At 70.7% G+C, this 16,654-nt stretch carries 13 protein-coding genes; 10 read left to right on the top strand and 3 right to left on the bottom strand.

Annotated elements, in window-relative coordinates:
- Positions 1-3 precede the first annotated feature (3 nt).
- Positions 4-1,017, bottom strand: a complete 1,014-nt coding sequence (locus L6E10_RS28565) for a LacI family DNA-binding transcriptional regulator (protein WP_236223131.1) — start codon at positions 1,015-1,017, stop codon at positions 4-6.
- Positions 1,018-1,139: 122 nt separating this feature from the next.
- Between L6E10_RS28565 and L6E10_RS28560 the strand changes: the two genes are divergently transcribed.
- The 5 genes from L6E10_RS28560 to L6E10_RS28540 are packed head-to-tail and all read left to right on the top strand — an operon-like array spanning position 1,140 to position 6,768.
- Positions 1,140-2,417, top strand: coding sequence for an extracellular solute-binding protein (locus L6E10_RS28560; protein WP_236223129.1), 1,278 nt, complete (start codon positions 1,140-1,142; stop codon positions 2,415-2,417).
- Positions 2,417-3,388: a carbohydrate ABC transporter permease gene (locus tag L6E10_RS28555; RefSeq protein WP_236223127.1), complete on the top strand. Its 972-nt coding sequence runs from the start codon at positions 2,417-2,419 to the stop codon at positions 3,386-3,388. The genes L6E10_RS28560 and L6E10_RS28555 overlap by 1 nt, the downstream gene beginning before the upstream one ends.
- A gap of 1 nt (position 3,389) precedes the next feature.
- On the top strand, positions 3,390-4,205 hold the full coding sequence (locus L6E10_RS28550) for a carbohydrate ABC transporter permease (protein WP_236223125.1): 816 nt from the start codon (positions 3,390-3,392) through the stop codon (positions 4,203-4,205).
- A 2-nt stretch (positions 4,206-4,207) separates the two neighbouring features.
- On the top strand, positions 4,208-5,203 hold the full coding sequence (locus L6E10_RS28545; RefSeq protein WP_236223124.1) for an endo-1,4-beta-xylanase: 996 nt from the start codon (positions 4,208-4,210) through the stop codon (positions 5,201-5,203).
- Between the two features lie 14 nt (positions 5,204-5,217).
- On the top strand, positions 5,218-6,768 hold the full coding sequence (locus L6E10_RS28540) for a glycoside hydrolase family 43 protein (protein ID WP_236223122.1): 1,551 nt from the start codon (positions 5,218-5,220) through the stop codon (positions 6,766-6,768).
- A 97-nt stretch (positions 6,769-6,865) separates the two neighbouring features.
- Here L6E10_RS28540 and L6E10_RS28535 read toward each other — a convergent pair whose 3' ends face one another.
- Positions 6,866-7,900 carry a LacI family DNA-binding transcriptional regulator gene (locus L6E10_RS28535; RefSeq protein WP_374237569.1) on the bottom strand — a complete coding sequence of 345 codons (1,035 nt, stop codon included), beginning with the start codon at positions 7,898-7,900 and terminating at the stop codon, positions 6,866-6,868.
- A gap of 170 nt (positions 7,901-8,070) precedes the next feature.
- On the opposite strand from L6E10_RS28535, the gene L6E10_RS28530 reads away from it, so the two are divergent.
- Complete coding sequence (locus tag L6E10_RS28530) at positions 8,071-9,087, top strand: LacI family DNA-binding transcriptional regulator (protein WP_236223119.1); 1,017 nt, start codon at positions 8,071-8,073, stop codon at positions 9,085-9,087.
- A 1-nt stretch (position 9,088) separates the two neighbouring features.
- On the opposite strand, the gene L6E10_RS28525 is transcribed toward L6E10_RS28530, so the two are convergent.
- Positions 9,089-11,884: a glycoside hydrolase family 3 protein gene (locus tag L6E10_RS28525; protein WP_236223117.1), complete on the bottom strand. Its 2,796-nt coding sequence runs from the start codon at positions 11,882-11,884 to the stop codon at positions 9,089-9,091.
- A gap of 160 nt (positions 11,885-12,044) precedes the next feature.
- Here L6E10_RS28525 and L6E10_RS28520 point away from each other — a divergent pair, with 160 nt between their 5' ends.
- The 4 genes from L6E10_RS28520 to L6E10_RS28505 are packed head-to-tail and all read left to right on the top strand — an operon-like array spanning position 12,045 to position 16,650.
- Complete coding sequence (locus L6E10_RS28520; protein ID WP_236223115.1) at positions 12,045-13,724, top strand: hypothetical protein; 1,680 nt, start codon at positions 12,045-12,047, stop codon at positions 13,722-13,724.
- Positions 13,721-14,650, top strand: a complete 930-nt coding sequence (locus L6E10_RS28515; RefSeq protein WP_236223114.1) for a sugar ABC transporter permease — start codon at positions 13,721-13,723, stop codon at positions 14,648-14,650. Before L6E10_RS28520 ends, L6E10_RS28515 begins: the two co-directional genes overlap by 4 nt.
- Complete coding sequence (locus L6E10_RS28510; protein WP_236223113.1) at positions 14,647-15,618, top strand: carbohydrate ABC transporter permease; 972 nt, start codon at positions 14,647-14,649, stop codon at positions 15,616-15,618. Before L6E10_RS28515 ends, L6E10_RS28510 begins: the two co-directional genes overlap by 4 nt.
- Before the next feature lie 3 nt (positions 15,619-15,621).
- Positions 15,622-16,650 (top strand): LacI family DNA-binding transcriptional regulator, encoded by a 1,029-nt coding sequence (locus tag L6E10_RS28505; RefSeq protein WP_236223111.1) that lies wholly within the window; start codon positions 15,622-15,624, stop codon positions 16,648-16,650.
- Positions 16,651-16,654: the final 4 nt, after the last annotated feature.

Genomic DNA, 16,654 nt, shown 5'->3' with positions numbered 1-16,654 from the left:
ACCTCAGGGTGAGAGTGGACGTGTCGACTGCCGGACGACCAGATCGGTGCCCAGGGTGACGTGCGTGTCGGCGGGCTCGTCGCCGTTGATGAGCCGCACGAGCAGCTCGAGCGCGCGGTGGCCCATTTCGCGGATCGGCTGCTGCACCGTCGTGAGCGGCGGTGTGCACAGCGCGGACTCGGGGATGTTGTCGAAGCCCACCACCGAGATGTCCTCCGGCACGCGCAGGCCGAGCTCGAGGGCCGCCTGGATGGCGGCGATGGCGGTGGTGTCGTTGGCCGCGAAGATCGCGGTCGGCCGGTCGGGCCCGGTCAGCAGGTCGCGCACCGACGCGGCGGCCACGTCCGCGTCGTAGTCACCGCGCCGGACCAGGTGCTCGTCCACCGGCACGCCGGCGCTGGCGAGCGCCCCGCGGTAGCCGGTTTCGCGCTGCTGCGCCGATTTCAGGTCCTCGCGGCCGGTCAGCATCGCGATCCTGCGGTGGCCCAGTGCGAGCAGGTGCTCCGTCGCGAGGCGGCCGCCGTGCAGGTTGTCGGAGTCGACCGTCGGCAGTGCGGCGCGCCCGGTGTGGGGGTCGACCGCGACGACGGGCGTGCCGGGGATGCCTTCGAGGTCGACAGCGGGCGTGACCAGCACGGCGCCGTCGACGAGCGTGCCGCTCAGCCTGGTGAGGTACCGGTGCTCCCAGCCCTGCGGGTCACCCGTCCGGCCGCCCGCCGAGTAGACGACCAGCTCGAAGCCGGTGCCGCGGATGGCGTCCGCCGCGCCCTTGAGCAGTTCGGTGCTGAACGGCTCGATGTCGGCGACCAGGATGCCGATGACGTTGGTGCGGTGGTTGCGCAGGCTCTGCGCGACGAGGCTGGCCTCGTACCCCAGTTCCTTGATGACCGCGGTGACGCGGGCGAACGTGTCCGCCGAGACGCCGTACCGCTGGTTGAGGACCTTGGACACGGTGGCTACCGAGACGCCGGCCTGGGCGGCGACGTCCTTGATCGTGACGCGAGAGCGTGGAGGCACCGGGTCAGGCTAGCCGTGTAAAACGTTATCGACAACGATTGACACGGGACCGGTTCATCCGAGAGTCTCTGGCCCCAACACAGGCAGTCCAACCGGCCGACGTCGTCAGGAGTGGACCCCCAATGCGTTCGAGAAAGCCCCTTGCCCTCTTCGCCGCCGCGGCGTTCGTGCTGGCCGGGTGTGGTGGCGGCGGCACAGACGCCTCCACAGAAGGACCCGTCACGCTCACCTGGTGGCACAACCGCACCACCGAACCGATGAAGTCGAAGTGGCAGCAGATCGCCGACGACTTCCACAAGACCCACCCGAACACCTCGTTCACGATCGAACCGCTGCAGAACGAGCAGTTCCAGACCAAGGTCCCGCTCGCACTGCAGGGCAACACCCCACCTGACCTGTTCCAGCAGTGGGGCGGCGGCGCGCTCGCCGACCAGATGAAGTCCGGCAAGATCGCCGACATCACGCAGGCCTCGTCCGGCTGGATCGGGCCGCTGGGCAAGAACGCCGACGGCTGGAAGGTGAACGGCAAGCAGCTCGGCGCGCCGTACCTGATGCACGCGGTCGGGTTCTGGTACCGCAAGGACGTCTTCGCCAGCGCGGGTGTCACCTCGACACCGACCACTTTGGACGAGCTGAACGCGGCCGTCGCGAAGCTGAAGGCCGCGGGCGTCGTACCGATCGCGCTCGGCGGCAAGGACCGCTGGCCCGACGCGTTCTACTGGGCGTACTTCGCGGTGCGCCAGTGCTCGGTCGACACGCTGAAGAAGGCGGTCGAGAAGACCGAGCTGACCGACCCGTGCTTCACCAAGGCGGGGGAGAACCTCAAGAGCTTCCTGGACACGAAACCGTTCCAGGACGGGTTCGTCGGGACGCCCGCTCAGCAGGGGGCGGGCAGCTCGGCGGGTCTGGTCGCCAACGGCAAGGCGGCCATGGAGCTGCAGGGCGACTGGAACCCGGACGTGATGCAGGCGCTCACCGAGGACAAGGAGATCGGCTCGAAGATCGGCTGGTTCCCGTTCCCGAGCGTGCCGGGCGGCCAGGGCGATCCGAGCGTGCTGCTCGGCGGCGGTGACGGGTTCTCGTGCACCACCCGCGCGGCCAAGGCGTGCGCGGAGTTCCTCGGGCACCTCGTCGGCGACGACGTGCAGAAGATCCTCGCCGAGACCAACTCCGGCCTGCCGGTGACCCCGGCCGGTGTGGCCGCGCTGAAGAGCGAGCCGCACAAGACGATCGCCGATGCCATGACCAAGGCGTCGTACCTGCAGTTCTACTTCGACACCGCGTTCCCGACCAAGGTCGGTCAGGCCCTCAACGACGCCATCGCGAACTTCTTCGCGGGGCAGGGCACACCCGACACCATCGTGAAATCGGTGAGTGAAGCAGCAGCCGGGAACAAGTGATGAGTGCCGCGATCACCACGCGGCCGCCGACCGCCCCCGTGCCGCACGCGCCAGCGGCCGGGGGCACCCGGCGGCGGTCCCGACTCCGCACCCGCCTCGAACTCGCCCTGCTGCTGACGCCGGCACTGGTGCTGTTCACCGGGTTCGTCCTGATCCCCATCGGCGTCGCCGCGTACTACAGCCTCTACTCGTGGAACGGCTTCGGCCCGCTCACGGACTTCGTGGGGCTGGACAACTACGCCGACGCCCTCTCCGGTGACGTCTTCCAGGGCGCCATCGGGCACAACCTCATCATCGCGGTGCTGTCCATCGTCGTGCAGCTGCCGCTCAGCATCAGCCTCGCGATGCTGCTCAACCGGAAGCTGCGCGGCCGGGCCTTCCTGCGCATGGTGGTGTTCGCGCCGTACGTGCTGTCGGAGGCCGTGACCGCGGTGATCTGGCTGCTGATGCTGCAGCCCGGCGGGTTCGTCGACGAGGTCCTGCGGGGCGTGGGCCTGGGCGGGCTGGTGCAGCTGTGGCTCGCCGACCAGTCGATCGTGCTCTACACGCTGTTCGCCGTGATCACCTGGAAGTACATCGGGTTCGGCGTGATCCTGCTGCTCGCGGGTCTGCAGGGCGTGCCGGCCGAGCTGCGGGAGGCGGCCGCGCTCGACGGCGCGAGCTCCTGGCAGATCACGCGGCACGTCGTGCTCCCGTTGCTGGGACCGACGATCCGCGTGTGGATCTTCCTGTCGGTGATCGGGTCGCTGCAGCTGTTCGACCTCGTCTGGATCATGACGCTCGGCGGCCCCGCCAACGCGTCCACGACGATGGCGACCTACCTCGTCGACCACGGTTTCAAGCGCTACGAGTTCGGCTTCGGCAGTGCGGTCGCCGTGATCCTGTTCATCATCTGCTTCGTGTTCGCGCTGTTCTACCAGCGGTTCGCCCTGCGCCGGGACACCGAGGGCGCTTTGACGGGGGTGCGCTGAGATGACACGTCGCAACACAATCGGCTACCTCGCCGCGTTCGCCGTCATCGGCATGACGGTGGTGCCTCTGCTGTTCGTGGTGCTCGGCGGGTTCCGCACGACGGCGCAGATCAACGCGTCGCCGGCGGGATTGCCCGGCCCGTTCGTGTGGGACAACTACGCGGAGGTGGCCACGTCGCCGGTGTTCTGGCGGCTGCTCGGCAACAGCGCGCTGATCGCGGTCATCGCGACGACGCTCGCGGTCGTGCTCGGTGCGATGGCGGCGTTCGCGTTGTCCCGCTACCGGTTCCGGGGCCGTGAGGGCTTCTACACGCTCTTCACGCTCGGCCTGCTGTTCCCGCTCGGTGTGGCGACGCTGCCGTTGTACCTGTGGCTGCGCCAGCTGGGGATGCTCGAGAACCCGCTCGGCGTCGCGATCCCGGAGGCGGCGTTCTCGCTGCCGGTGACGATCGTGATCCTGCGGCCGTTCATGCACGCCATCCCCGGCGAGCTGGAGGACGCGGCGCTGCTCGACGGTGCCGCCAAGCTCGGCTTCTTCTGGCGGATCCTGCTGCCGCTCTCGCGGCCGGCGCTGATCACGGTGTCCGTGCTCGCGTTCGTCACCAGCTGGAACTTCTACCTGTTGCCCTTGCTCGTGTTCAACGACTCCACGAACTTCACGCTCCCGCTCGGCGTGGCCATGTTCCAGTCCGAGCACACCCAGGACACCGCGAAGGTGCTCGCCTTCACCGCGCTGTCCATGATCCCCGCGCTCACGTTCTTCGTGCTCGCCGAACGCCGGATGGTCGGCGGACTGACCGGCTCAGTGAAGGGATGATCGTGAAAACCCGATTGGCTGTTGGTCTGGCCGTGCTCGTGGTGGTGGCGCAGGCAGCGCCCGCCTCGGCCGCGGGACCGTTGAAGCACACCACGAACAGGTACGTGGGCAGCGCGGTGGCTGCCCAGCACCTGGCCGCCGAAGCCGACTACCGGAAGGTGCTGACGCGCGAGTTCGACAGCGTCACGCCCGAGAACGAGATGAAGTGGGGCACCGTCGAGGCGGTGCGCGGCCAGTACGACTGGTCCGGCGCGGACGCGATCGTCGACTACGCCCGCAGGACCGGCAAGTCGATCCGCGGGCACACGCTCATCTGGCACAGCCAGCTCCCCGACTGGGTGGGCGGCCTGGAGGCGACCGAGCTGCGCGAGGTCGTCAAGGACCACATCCGGACCGAGGCGGGCCGCTACCGCGGCAAGATCCGCGCCTGGGACGTCGTGAACGAGGCGTTCAACGAGGACGGCACCCGCAGGCCGACGGTGTTCCAGGAGAAGCTCGGCGACCGCTACATCGCCGACGCGTTCCGCTGGGCGCACGCCGCCGACCCGAAGGCGAAGCTCTACATCAACGACTACAACGTCGAGGGGCTCAACCCCAAGAGCGACGCGATGTACGAGCTGGTGAAGTCGTTGAAGCGCCAGGGCGTGCCGATCCACGGGGTCGGGATCCAGGCGCACCTGTCGCTGATGTACGGCTTCCCGTCCGGCATGAAGGAGAACATCGCCCGGTTCGCCGCGCTCGGCTTGGACGTCGCGATCACCGAGGCGGATGTGCGCATCCCTCTGCCGGTGACGCCGGAGAAGCTCGAGGACCAGGCGGACTACTTCGAGCAGGTGTGGGACGCCTGCCACGCGGTGCGCCGGTGCGTCGAGTTCACCACGTGGGGCTTCACCGACCGCCACTCGTGGGTGCCGGACGTGTTCCCCGGTGAGGGCGCGGCATGCCTGTTCGACGAGAACCTGGCTCCGAAGCCCGCCTACGCGCGCCTCAACCCGTAGCGGGAGCGTCTGAGTTGGCACAGTTCACGAACCCGATCCTGCCTGGCTCGCACCCCGATCCGTCGGTGTGCCGGGTGGGATCGGACTTCTACCTCGTCACGTCGACCTTCGAGTACTTCCCCGGCCTGCCGATCTACCACAGCAGGGACCTGGTGCACTGGCGGTTGCTCGGGCACGTGCTGGACAGGCCGTCGCAGCTGCCGTTGCAGGGCGTGCGCGCGTCCGGCGGCCTGTACGCGCCGACGATCCGCCACCACGAAGGCGTGTTCTACGTGGTGTGCACGCTGGTCGACGGCACGGCCAAGAGCGGCAACTTCGTCGTGACGGCGACGGATCCGGCGGGGGAGTGGTCGGAGCCGCGGTGGCTGCCGGAGGCGGACGGGTTCGACCCGTCGCTGTTCTTCGACGACGACGGCGGCGCGTGGTGGACCGCGACCCGCGAGGTGCCCGGCGGCCGGCCGGGGCAGACCGAGGTGTGGCTGCGCGAGTTCGACCCGCTGGGGCTCGACCTGGTGGGCGACGAGCACGTGCTGTGGACCGGCGCGATGCGCGACTCCGTCTGGCTCGAAGCACCCCACCTGTACCGGGTGGACGGCAAGTACGTGCTGCTGTGCGCGGAGGGCGGCACGGACTTCGAGCACTCGGTGGTCGTGGCGACGGCGGACGAGGTCACCGGGCCGTACACCGGTTCCCGGCTCAACCCGCTGCTCACGCACCGCCACCTCGGCCGCGACCACCCGATCGCGGCGACCGGGCACGCGGACCTCGTCCGCACGCAGACCGGCCAGTGGTTCGCCGTGCTGCTCGCGACCCGGCCGTACGGCGGCTACTGCGACAACCTGGGGCGCGAGACGTTCCTCGTGCCGGTGTCGTGGGAGGCGGGCGGTCCGGTGTTCAGCCCGGGAACCGGCCGGGTCGAGGAGCGCTACGACGTCCCGGACCTGCCCGCCCACCCGTGGCCGGCGGCCGCGGCGACCGACGACTTCGACGCGCCGGTGCTCGACCCCGCCTGGATGTTCCTGCGCACGCCGGACGAGGTGTTCTGGTCGCTGACCGACCGCCCCGGCCACCTCCGCCTCGCGGTGCGCCCGGCGCAGGTCACCGATCCGGTCACGCCCAGCATCGTCCTGCGGCGGCAGCAGCACCAGGACTTCCACGCGTCCTGCGAGCTCGACTTCACCCCGGCGGGACCGTCGGAGGCGGCGGGTCTCGTGCTGCTGCAGAACAACGACCACCACGTGCGGCTGATGCTCGGTGCCGGACGCGAGGTCACCCTCGTGCTCCGCGTCGATGGGCACGACGAACAGCTGGCCGGTGTGCGCGTTCCGGAAGGCCCCGTGCGGCTGGGGTTCGAGGCCACCGGCCAGGAGCACCGGGCACTGGTCGCCGCCGGTGACGGGGAGTGGACGCCGGTGGGGGAGCCGTTCGACGGGCGGGTGCTGAGCACCCAGGCTGCCGGAGGGTTCACGGGAGTCCACATCGGACTCTACGCGACCGGCGGCGGAGCGCCGAGCACGTCGTGGGCGGACTTCGGCAGCTTCACCTACCGCGGTCGGGAGGGGTGACCGCGGGCGGAGGCGGTCCCGGGCGCGGGGTCGCCTCCGCCGGTCACGCCCTCGCACGACCGGTGGCCACCTCGCCGTTCGAATGCGGTCGTTCCCGTCAGCGGGCCGCCGTGGTGCCCCGGTCGGTGAGCCTCGGCTGGAGCAGGCGTACCTCCGGTGCCTGGTCCCTGGCGAGCCGGGAGAGGACCATGTCGACGGCGATCGCGCCCAGCTCCTGCGCGGGCACGGAGATCGAGGTCAGCGGCACCGGCAGGCTCACGGCGACGTCGTCCGGGCACAGCGTCACCACCGACAGGTCGGCCGGGACGTCGAGCGAACGGCGCCGCAGCTCGAGCACCAGCTGAGCGAGGACCGCCTCGTTGTGCACGACCAGCCCGGTGATCCCGCGGCCGGGGTCCAGCACGGTGTCGAGGCACGCGGTGACCGAGTCGTAGCCGGGGGCGCACGAGTGCACCGACGCCGGCAGGTTCCTCCTCGTGGTCTCCCGCTGGAACCCGGCCAGCAGGCGGGTGGCGTAGCTGGTGCCGCGTTCGTACACGGCGGGAGGCGACCCGATCAGCGCGATCGACCGGTGGCCGAGGTCCGCCAGGTGCGCCACCATCCGCCGGCCCGCGGCGGCGAAGTCGAGGTCGACGCAGCTCAGGCCCTCGTGGTCGTCCGGCACTCCCAGCAGGACCACCGGCGCGTCGACGGTGCGCAGCTCGGGGACGCGCGGGTCGGCGCTCTCGACGTCCATCACGATGATCGCGTCCGCCATCGACCGGGCCGTGACGCGGTGGGCCTCGCCGGGGCCGGCCTCCTTGGTCAGCAGCAGCACGTCGTAGTCGTGGTCGCGCGCCCTCGCCACGATCGCCGACACGAACTGCATGACGACCGGCAGGTTCTGGTCCGAGTGCAGCGGCACGACGAGACCGATCACGTGGGAGCGGCTCGAGGCGAGCGCGCGGGCACCGGCGTTCGGGTGGTAGCCGAGTGCCGCGATGCTCTGCTCGACGCGGCGCTTCGTCTCCTCCGAGATGCTGCGCTTCCCGCTGAGCACGTAGGACACGGTGCTGATCGACACGCCAGCGTGACGGGCCACCTCCTTGATCGTGATCATGCCCGCCCCCTGTCGTCGGATGGTGGCGATCATCGTAGTGCCGCCACCGGCGTCCCCGGCGCTCCAGCGCGCCGATGACCTTCGACGGCGCGGTCGTCGAAATCGTCGAACGCGGGGCAATTCCTTGACTGCCCAGTTTCGGCTGTGTCACATTCTGGAACCGGTCGAAGCGCTTCGATTCGTTGCGGTCCGGAGGTGTCGGCGTGGTCACCATTGTGGACGTGGCGAAACATGCGGGTGTTGCCCCGAGCACGGTTTCCTACGTGCTGACGGGCAAACGCGCGGTTTCCGCGGACACCCGCGTGCGAGTGCGGGAAAGCATTCAGCTGCTCGGTTATCGCCCGCACGGGAATGCGTTGGCGCCGATGCACAGGAGGACCGACGTCCTCGCTCTCGTCCTGCCGTTGCGCGAAGGCGTGCACCTGCCCGTCGTCATGCGGTTCGTGACGTCGGTCGTCACCGCCGCCCGCGCCCACGACATGAACGTGCTGCTCGTGACCGCCGACCAGGGCGCGGCGGGCCTGCGCGCGCTGGCGGGGGGCGGCAGGGTCGACGGGTTCCTGGTGATGGACGTGGAGCTCGACGACGAACGGGTCCCGGCGCTGCGCGAACTCGGCCGTCCGTCCGTGCTCCTCGGCCACCCCACGGCGTTGAAGGGGCTCACCTGCGTCGACCTGGACTTCGAGGCCGCCGGCGCGCGCTGCGTCGACCACCTCGCCGACCTGGGACACCGCAGCATCGGTTTCCTCGGCGCGCCGAGCATCGTCTACGAACGCAACACCGGCTTCGCGCAACGGACTCTCGCGGGGTTCGGTGCCGCCGCCATGCGCCGGGGGGTCGCCTCGACCGCCCTGCCCGCCGAACAGCGGCACGACTCCGTGCTGTCCGTGGTCAGCACGTTGCTGCGCGAGCTGCCGCGGATGTCCGCGCTGGTCGTGCAGAACGAGGCGGTGCTGGGCCAGGTGGTGGACTGCCTGCGGGCGAGCGGGAAGCGGGTGCCCGAGGACGTCGCGGTCGTGGCGATCTGCCCCGACGAGCTCGCCGAACGGCTGCGGCTCACCTCGGTCCAGCTGCCGGTGGAGGCGCTCGGCAGGCGGGCCGTCGACCTGCTGATGGCGAAGCTGAACGGACGCCAGCCACCGGCGCTGACGTTGCTGCCGCCCAAGCTCGCGTGCCGGAGCGCCCAGCGGAGCGCTCCGGTGCTGAGGGTCGCCGAGTGACTCAGCCGGTCGTGAACCGGAAGGCGGCGAGCCGGACGCCGCCGTGCAGGACGACGTGGAGGTCGTGGACGCCTTCCAGCGGTGCCGGCAGGGCGAGCGACGTCGTGGTCCACGCGTAGCGGTCGCCCGTGGCGGCGACGTCGATCGCCGCCAGCGGCGCGGAACCGGACCGGAACTCCAGCCGGCCGTCGTCCTCGCCGGCCACCTCGACCTCGACGGCGTGCGCGCCCGCGAGGTGGGTGGAGCGGAAGAGCAGCGTCGCGGGCGTCGACGGATCCGCCGGCGTGACGGCGTCTCCGGCCGTTCGGGTGGCGTCGACGAGGGTCGCGCGGTCGTGGTCGTCGAAGTCGGCCGCGAGCAGGCGGTGGCCGACGCCGGGGCGCGGTCCGGGTGCGGGACCGGTGACCGTGAGAGGGGCGGTCAGCACGACGTCTCGGGCGGAACGGGCGACGAGCACCTCGTAGTCGCCCGGATCGACGGTGAACGCACCGGTCGCGACGTCCCAGTGGGAGAGCTGCCCGGACAGGCGGACGGTCACCACCTCGCTCCCGCCGGGAGCGAGCGACACCTTGCCGAAACCGGCGAGCCGCAGCAGCGGCGCCTCGTACCGGGCGCCGAGCGCGCGGACGTAGACCTGGACGACCTCGCTGCCCGCGCGCCCGCCGGTGTTGGTCACCGCGACCGACACGTCCACCGCGCCGTCCCGGGGCAGGGAGGCGGACGACAGGGCGAGGTCGTGGAGCTCGAACTCCGCGTAGGAGAGCCCGTGGCCGAACGGGTACAGGGGATCGGCGCGGTGGTACTGGTAGGTCCAGCCCGCCTTGATGACGTCGTAGTCGAGCGGGTGCGGCAACGGGTCGTCACCGCGGTACCAGGTCTGCGGCAGCCGTCCGGCGGGGTCGGCCTCGCCGAGCAGGACGGCGGCCACCGCCCGGCCCGTCTCCTGACCCCCGTGCGAGGTCCACACCACGGCGGGCAGGTTCGCGTCCGCCCAGTCGAGGGCGTACGGGTAGCTGCTCATCACGACCAGCACGGTGTCCGGGCGCACGGCGGCGACCGCGCGCAGCAACGCGTCCTGCGGGAAGGGCAGCGCGATGCCGGCGCGGTCCTCGGTCTCCCGGCCGTGGATCAGCGGGTGGTTGCCGAGGACGACCACCGCGACGTCGGCCGCCAGCGCCGCGGCCAGCGCCTCCGCCGTGCCGTCGCGCAGCACCTCGCGTTCCCAGCGCTCGGCGGCGTCCGCGGACTCGGCCGTGACGCTCACCCGCCCGTCCACCGGGTCCACGGCGGCGTACCGGCCTGTCAGGACGTTCTGCAGCAGCACGGAATCTTCGACGGGCACGAGGCGGAACGTCTCGCGGACGTCCCAGCTCTTGATCAGCTCCTGGTCGGCCACCAGCGCGGTGTCGTGCAGGCTCAGGTACCGGCCGGTCTCCGCCGACCGCAGCGTCAGCACCCCGTCGCCCCAGTCGACGACGTCGAACGCCGTCTTGCCCAGCAGCGCGCCGCTCGTGCGCGACCGCAGCGCGATCCGGTCCGCACCGTCCGAGACGGTCACCTCTCCGTCGTGCACCGCCCTCAGTCCACTCGCGACGGAGACCTGGTACGGCAGCGTGCCGCTGTACCAGTCCTCGCACACCGTGTCGGCGAGCGGCCCGATCACCGCGATCTTCGGCGCGGAAAGGGGAAGCAAACCGTTGTTGCGCAACAACACCACCGACTCGGTCGCCGCGCGCAGGGCGAGGGCGCGGTGCTCCTGGCAGTCGATGACCTCGGGTCCGATGGCCGCGTACGGGTCGAGGTCCGGGTCGAACTCGCCGAGCCGGAAGCGGACCTCCAGCTGCCGCCGCACCGCGCGGTCCACATCGGACTCGTCGATCAGGCCGCGCTCCAGGGCTTCCCGCAGCCGGCCCAGCGGGGTCGCGCTGTCCTCGCCGTGGTCGGTGAAGCTGTCGATGCCCGCCTTGAGCGCGGCGGCGTGCGACTCGGCGTGGTCGTCGAAGTAGTGCTCCTCCGAGACCAGGTTGGACGGCGCCTCGGCGTCGCTGACCACGAAGAGCTCCCGGTCGGTCCAGCGCCGCAGCTCGTCCGCGAGCAACGGGGTGACGTGGCACGGGCGTCCGTTGACCAGGTTGTAGGCGGCCATCACGCCGGTCGCCGCGCCGGAGGCGACCACCGGGCGGAACGCGGCGAGGTCGTACTCGTGCAGCACGCGCGGGCGCAGGCCCGACGACGTGACGCACCGGTCGTTCTCGTTGTTGTAGGCCAGGAAGTGCTTGAGCACCGGGGCCGCGCGCAGGAACCGGTCGTCCTCGCCCGCGAGCCCCCGGCAGAACGCCGTGCCGAGCTCCGCGGTGTGCAGCGGGTCCTCGGAGTAGCCCTCCTCGTTGCGCCCCCAGCGGGGGTCGCGCAGCAGGTTCAGCACCGGTGCCCACGCCTGCAGGCTGTTGCGGCCCGTTCCGACGGCGGGGAAGCGGTGGTAGTGGAACGCCCGCAGCTCGACGGAGACGGCCTCGGCGACGCGGCGCACCAGTTCGGGGTCCCACGTGGCACCGAGACCGACGGCCTGCGGGAAGACGGTGGCGGGGCCCAGCCACGCGACGCCGTGCAACGCCTCCGTCCCGGTGCGGAACGCGGCGACGCCGAGCCGCGGCACGGCAGGCGAGTACTGGTGCAGCATCGCGATCCGCTCGTCGAGCGCAAGTCGCCCGAGCAGGTCGTCGATGCGCTTGCGCGTCGGCAGCGCCGGGTCGCGAAACGGCGGCCGATCGGCGCCGGGATCGTGCTCGAAACCCACGTGACAACCCCTTGGGTCGGTGCTGTAAGCGAAGCGTTTCGACGTTGGCATGACCGCGTTTCCGCTGTCAACGGTCTTGTTTCCCGAGACGTGCGTCACTAGCCTCGCCGACATCTGTTTAAGCGCTTCGACACTTCGACGACGAAGGATCGGTTCCGCCATGGGCATCGAGTTGAACCGCAGAAGCTTCCTCAACGCCGCCGCCACAGCCGCCGCCCTCGCCGCGGCGGGACCGCTGCTGTCGGCCTGCGGTGGCGGCGGGGCGCAGCGGGCAGGGGTGAACTCCGAGACGGGCCTGCGCGCGGCCCTGCCCGCCCACGTGCCGCTCAGCTCGATCAAGCCGGACATCGCGTCGATCGCGGGTGGCCCGGACGCGCTGACCGATCCCGGATTCCTCACCTACCCGGCGAACCGCGTCGCCACCGTGCCCGGCGTGCCCGGCAAGGGCGGCAGGTACTCCGCCGTCGTTCCGCTGTGGGGCACCATCCCGCCCGCCGACAACGCCTTCTACCAGGCCATGGACAAGGCGCTGGGTGTCCGGCTGGAGATGAAGCCCGCCGACGGCAACACCTACAACACGATCGTCTCGACGATGACCGCGGCGAAGCGGCTGCCCGACTGGATCTCCCTGCCGTCCTGGTGGAACCCGAACTTCAACACCGGCGGCCTGGCCGGCAGCCAGCTCGCCGATCTCACGCCGCACCTCTCCGGCGACAACGTCAAGAAGTACCCGAACCTCGCCGCGATCCCCACCGCCGCGTGGCGGGCGGGGGCGTGGGGCGACAAGATCTACGGCATCCCGAGCTTCTCCTCCGGCTTCGCGATCACCGGCACCACCTTCTACCGGCGCGACGTGCTGGAGGCCAGGGGAATCACCGCGGACCAGGTGAAGTCCGCCGACGACCTGATGAACCTCGGCAAGGAGCTGACCGACGCGAAGGCGGGCGTCTGGGCGTTCGACGACCTCTACACCTACCTCTACACCTCCTTCGGCGCGCCGCTGAAGTGGAAGGTGGACAACGGCAAGCTCGTGCACCTCTTCCAGACCGACGAGTGGTTCGAGGCGCTCGACTGGCTGCACCGGCTCGCCACCGCGGGGTACGTGCACCCCGACGCGCTGGCGGGCGACCAGGCCGGCACGACCCGGTTCTACGCGGGCAAGGTGCTGATCGCCGGTGGCGGCACGGGCGCGTGGAACCTCGCCGACCACCAGAACGGCGTCGCCGCGAACCCTGCCTACCGGCGCGGCGCGTTCGACTTCTTCACCGCCGACGGCAAGGGCGCCCCGCGCGTCGACATGGGCCCGGCCACCAGCATCGTCAGCTACCTCAACGCGAACCTGAAACCGGAGCAGGTCGAGGAGCTCCTGGCCGTCGCGAACTACCTCGCCGCACCGTTCGGGTCCGCCGAGTACACGATGGTGAACTTCGGCGTCGAGGGAACGCACTTCACCACCGAGGGCGGCGTGCCGACGCCCACCGAGGCCGGGCGCAAGGAGGTGCAGGCGCAGACCTACCCGTTCCTCGCCTCGCCGGCGCAGGTGATCAGCAACCAGACCGCGCCCAACGTCACGAAGGACGTCGCGGCCTGGCAGGCCGCCAACGTGAAGGCGCTCGCCAAGCCGGTGTTCTGGGGGATGAACGTCAGCATGCCGCAGGCGCAGGCCACCGCCGAGGCCGCGCAGGCCGTGATGGACACCGTCAAGGACTGCTACCACGGCAAGAAGAAGGTGCAGGACGTCAAGGACGCCGTCGCCACGTGGAAGGGCAGCGGTGGTGGTGACCGGCTGATCGCGTGGATGGACGAGAACGTGCTCCAGAAGCACGGCACGGGGCAGTGACCGCCCTGCGGCCGGCGCGGCGGAACTGGCGGGTGAGGCTGCGCCGCGACCGCTCGCTGGTGCTGATGGCGTTGCCGGCGGTCGTGCTGCTGCTGGTGTTCAACTACGTGCCGCTGTTCGGGCTCGTCACCGCGTTCCAGGAGTACGACCCGCTGTCCGGCGTCTCCGGCAGCGCGTGGGTGGGCCTCCACCAGTTCGAGCGGCTGTTCGGCGACCCGCTGTTCTGGAGCGCGGTGCGCAACACCCTGTACCTGAGCTTCGTGCAGCTCGTGTTGTTCTTCCCCGTGCCGGTCGCGCTGGCGCTGCTGCTCAACTCCGTGCTGAGCGAACGGATCCGCAACTTCATCCAGTCCGTGGTGTACCTGCCGCACTTCTTCTCGTGGGTGCTGGCGATCACGATCTTCCAGCAGATGCTCGGCGGCGCGGGCGTGCTCAACCAGTTCCTGCGCTCCCACGACATCGGCACGTGGGACATCATGACGAACCCGGACACGTTCGCGCTCCTGGTGACCTCGCAGGTGATCTGGAAGGAGGCGGGCTGGGGGATCATCGTGTTCCTCGCCGCGCTCGCCGCCATCAACACCGACCTCTACGAGGCGGCCGCGGCCGACGGCGCCGGGCGCTGGCGGCGGTTGTGGCACATCACCCTGCCCGGCCTGCGCGGCGTGATCGTGCTGATGCTGGTGCTGCGCCTCGGGAACGCGCTGACCGTCGGCTTCGAGCAGTTCCTGATCCAGCGGTACGCGGTCGGCCACGAGACGGCGGACGTGCTCGACACGTTCGCGTTCTACTTCGGCATCGCCACCAACGACTACAGCTACGGCGCGGCGGCGGGCCTGTTCAAGAGCATCATCTCACTGCTGCTCATCTGGGGTGCGAACAAGCTGGCGCACGCCTTCGGTGAAGACGGGTTGTACCGCGCATGACCGACACGCTGACGATCGCCCGGACGGAAGAGCACACCACCGCGCCGCGACCACCGCGGCGCCGCAGGCGCGACGCGCGCCGACCGTGGGAGGAACCCCCGACCGCCGCCGGCGAGGCCGCCAAGGGCGTGACCCTCGGCGGGGTGCTCCTGGTGGTGCTGGTGCCGCTGTGGATCGTCGTCGTCACCAGCCTGTCCACGCAGGGCTCGGTGAACCGCGCCGGCGGGCTGGTGATCTGGCCGGACGAGCTGACCTCCGCCGCCTACCGCGTGATGCTCGAGGACGGGACCGTGCGCACCGCGCTGCTGGTGAGCCTCGGCATCACCGCCGTCGGCACGCTGGTGTCGATGGTGGTCTCGGTCCTGTGCGCCTACGGCCTTTCGCGGTCGCGGTCGTTCGCCCACCGCTTCCTGCTGACGCTGCTGATCGTCACGATGTTCGTCAACGGCGGACTGATCCCGACGTTCCTCGTCGTGACGGGCCTCGGCGGGTACGGGCAGTGGTGGTCCCTGGTCCTGCCGAGCGCCGTGTCGGTGTTCAACATCCTGATCCTGCGTGCCTTCTACTCGAGCACCTCGGCCGACCTGGTCGAGGCGGCGCGGATCGACGGCGCGGGGGACTGGCGGATCCTGTGGTCGATCGTCCTGCCGACCTCGCGGGCCGTCACGGCCGTCATCGCCCTCTTCTACGGCGTCGGCTACTGGAACTCGTTCTTCAACGTGATGCTCTACCTGCCGACGGACAGCGAGAAGTGGCCGTTGCAGTACGTGCTCTACACCTACGTGAGCCGGGGCAACGGCATGCCGGGCTCGGTCAACCAGGGCTTCGGCGACGCGCTCTCGCAGACCGCGCCGCTGTCGTTGCAGATGGCCGTGGTCGTGCTGACGCTCGTGCCCCTGCTCATCGTCTACCCGTTCGTGCAGAAGCACTTCCGCACGGGCGTCCTGACCGGCGCGATCAAGGGCTGAACCATGGTGACCATCGCCGACGTGGCCCGGCACGCGGGCGTGTCGTCCAGCACCGTCAGCTACGTGCTGAGCGGCAAGCGCGCCATCTCCGAGGAGACCCGGTCGCGGGTGCAGAGCTCGGTGCGCGAGCTCGGCTACCACCCCAACGCGGGCGCGAGGGCGCTGGCCGCGAGGCGGTCGCACATCATCGCGCTGATGGTGCCGCTGCGCACGGACGTCTACGTGCCGGTGATGATGGAGATCGCCATCGCGGTGACCACGGCCGCCCGCCGGCACGGCTACGACGTCCTGCTGATCACCAACGACGAGGGCCCGGACGGGGTCCGCAGGATCGGCGCCAGCGGCCTCGCCGACGGCCTGGTCCTGATGGACGTCGAGCTGGACGACGAACGCATCCCGGTGCTGCGGGCGCAGGGCACCCAGGCCGCGCTCATCGGCCTCGCGGACGACGCCCGCGGGCTGTCCTGCGTGGACCACGACTTCGCCGCCGCCGGGGCGTTGTGCGCGAACCACCTCGCCGACCTCGGGCACCGCGACGTCGCCTTCATCGGCTACGGCTCCGGGGTCTACCACCGGCACGCGGGCTACGCCGAGCGCACGATCGCGGGATTCCGCTCGCAGGCCGAGGAACGCGGCCTGCGGTTCCTGCACCGGACCTGCGAAGGCACCTACGAGAGCACGGCGGGCACGCTCGCCCGCGTCCTCGCCGACCGTCCCCGCACCACGGGGTTCGTGGTGCAGAACGAGGGCGCGATCGGGCCGCTGCTCAGCCTGCTGCGCACCAGCGGGCGCACCGTTCCCGAGGACGCCTCCGTGGTCGCGCTCTGCCAGGACCAGCTCGCCGAGCAGTTCGCGCCGCGGCTCACGGCCGTGACCGGGTCGGCGCAGGACCTCGGCCGGGTCGCCGTCGAGCAGATCATGCGCCGGCTCGCCGCGGCGAACGACGGGGGCCGGCCCGTCGACGACCGCGTCCTGCTCACCCCCGTCCTGACCGTGCGCGACAGCACGGGACCCGCGCCGCGCCTGCCCTGAGCTC

It is taken from the genome of Lentzea sp. CC55, assembly GCF_021056325.1.
In the GTDB taxonomy this organism is placed as follows: Bacteria; Actinomycetota; Actinomycetes; order Mycobacteriales; family Pseudonocardiaceae; genus Lentzea; species Lentzea jiangxiensis.
This window is presented reverse-complemented; position numbering and strand designations above follow the sequence as displayed.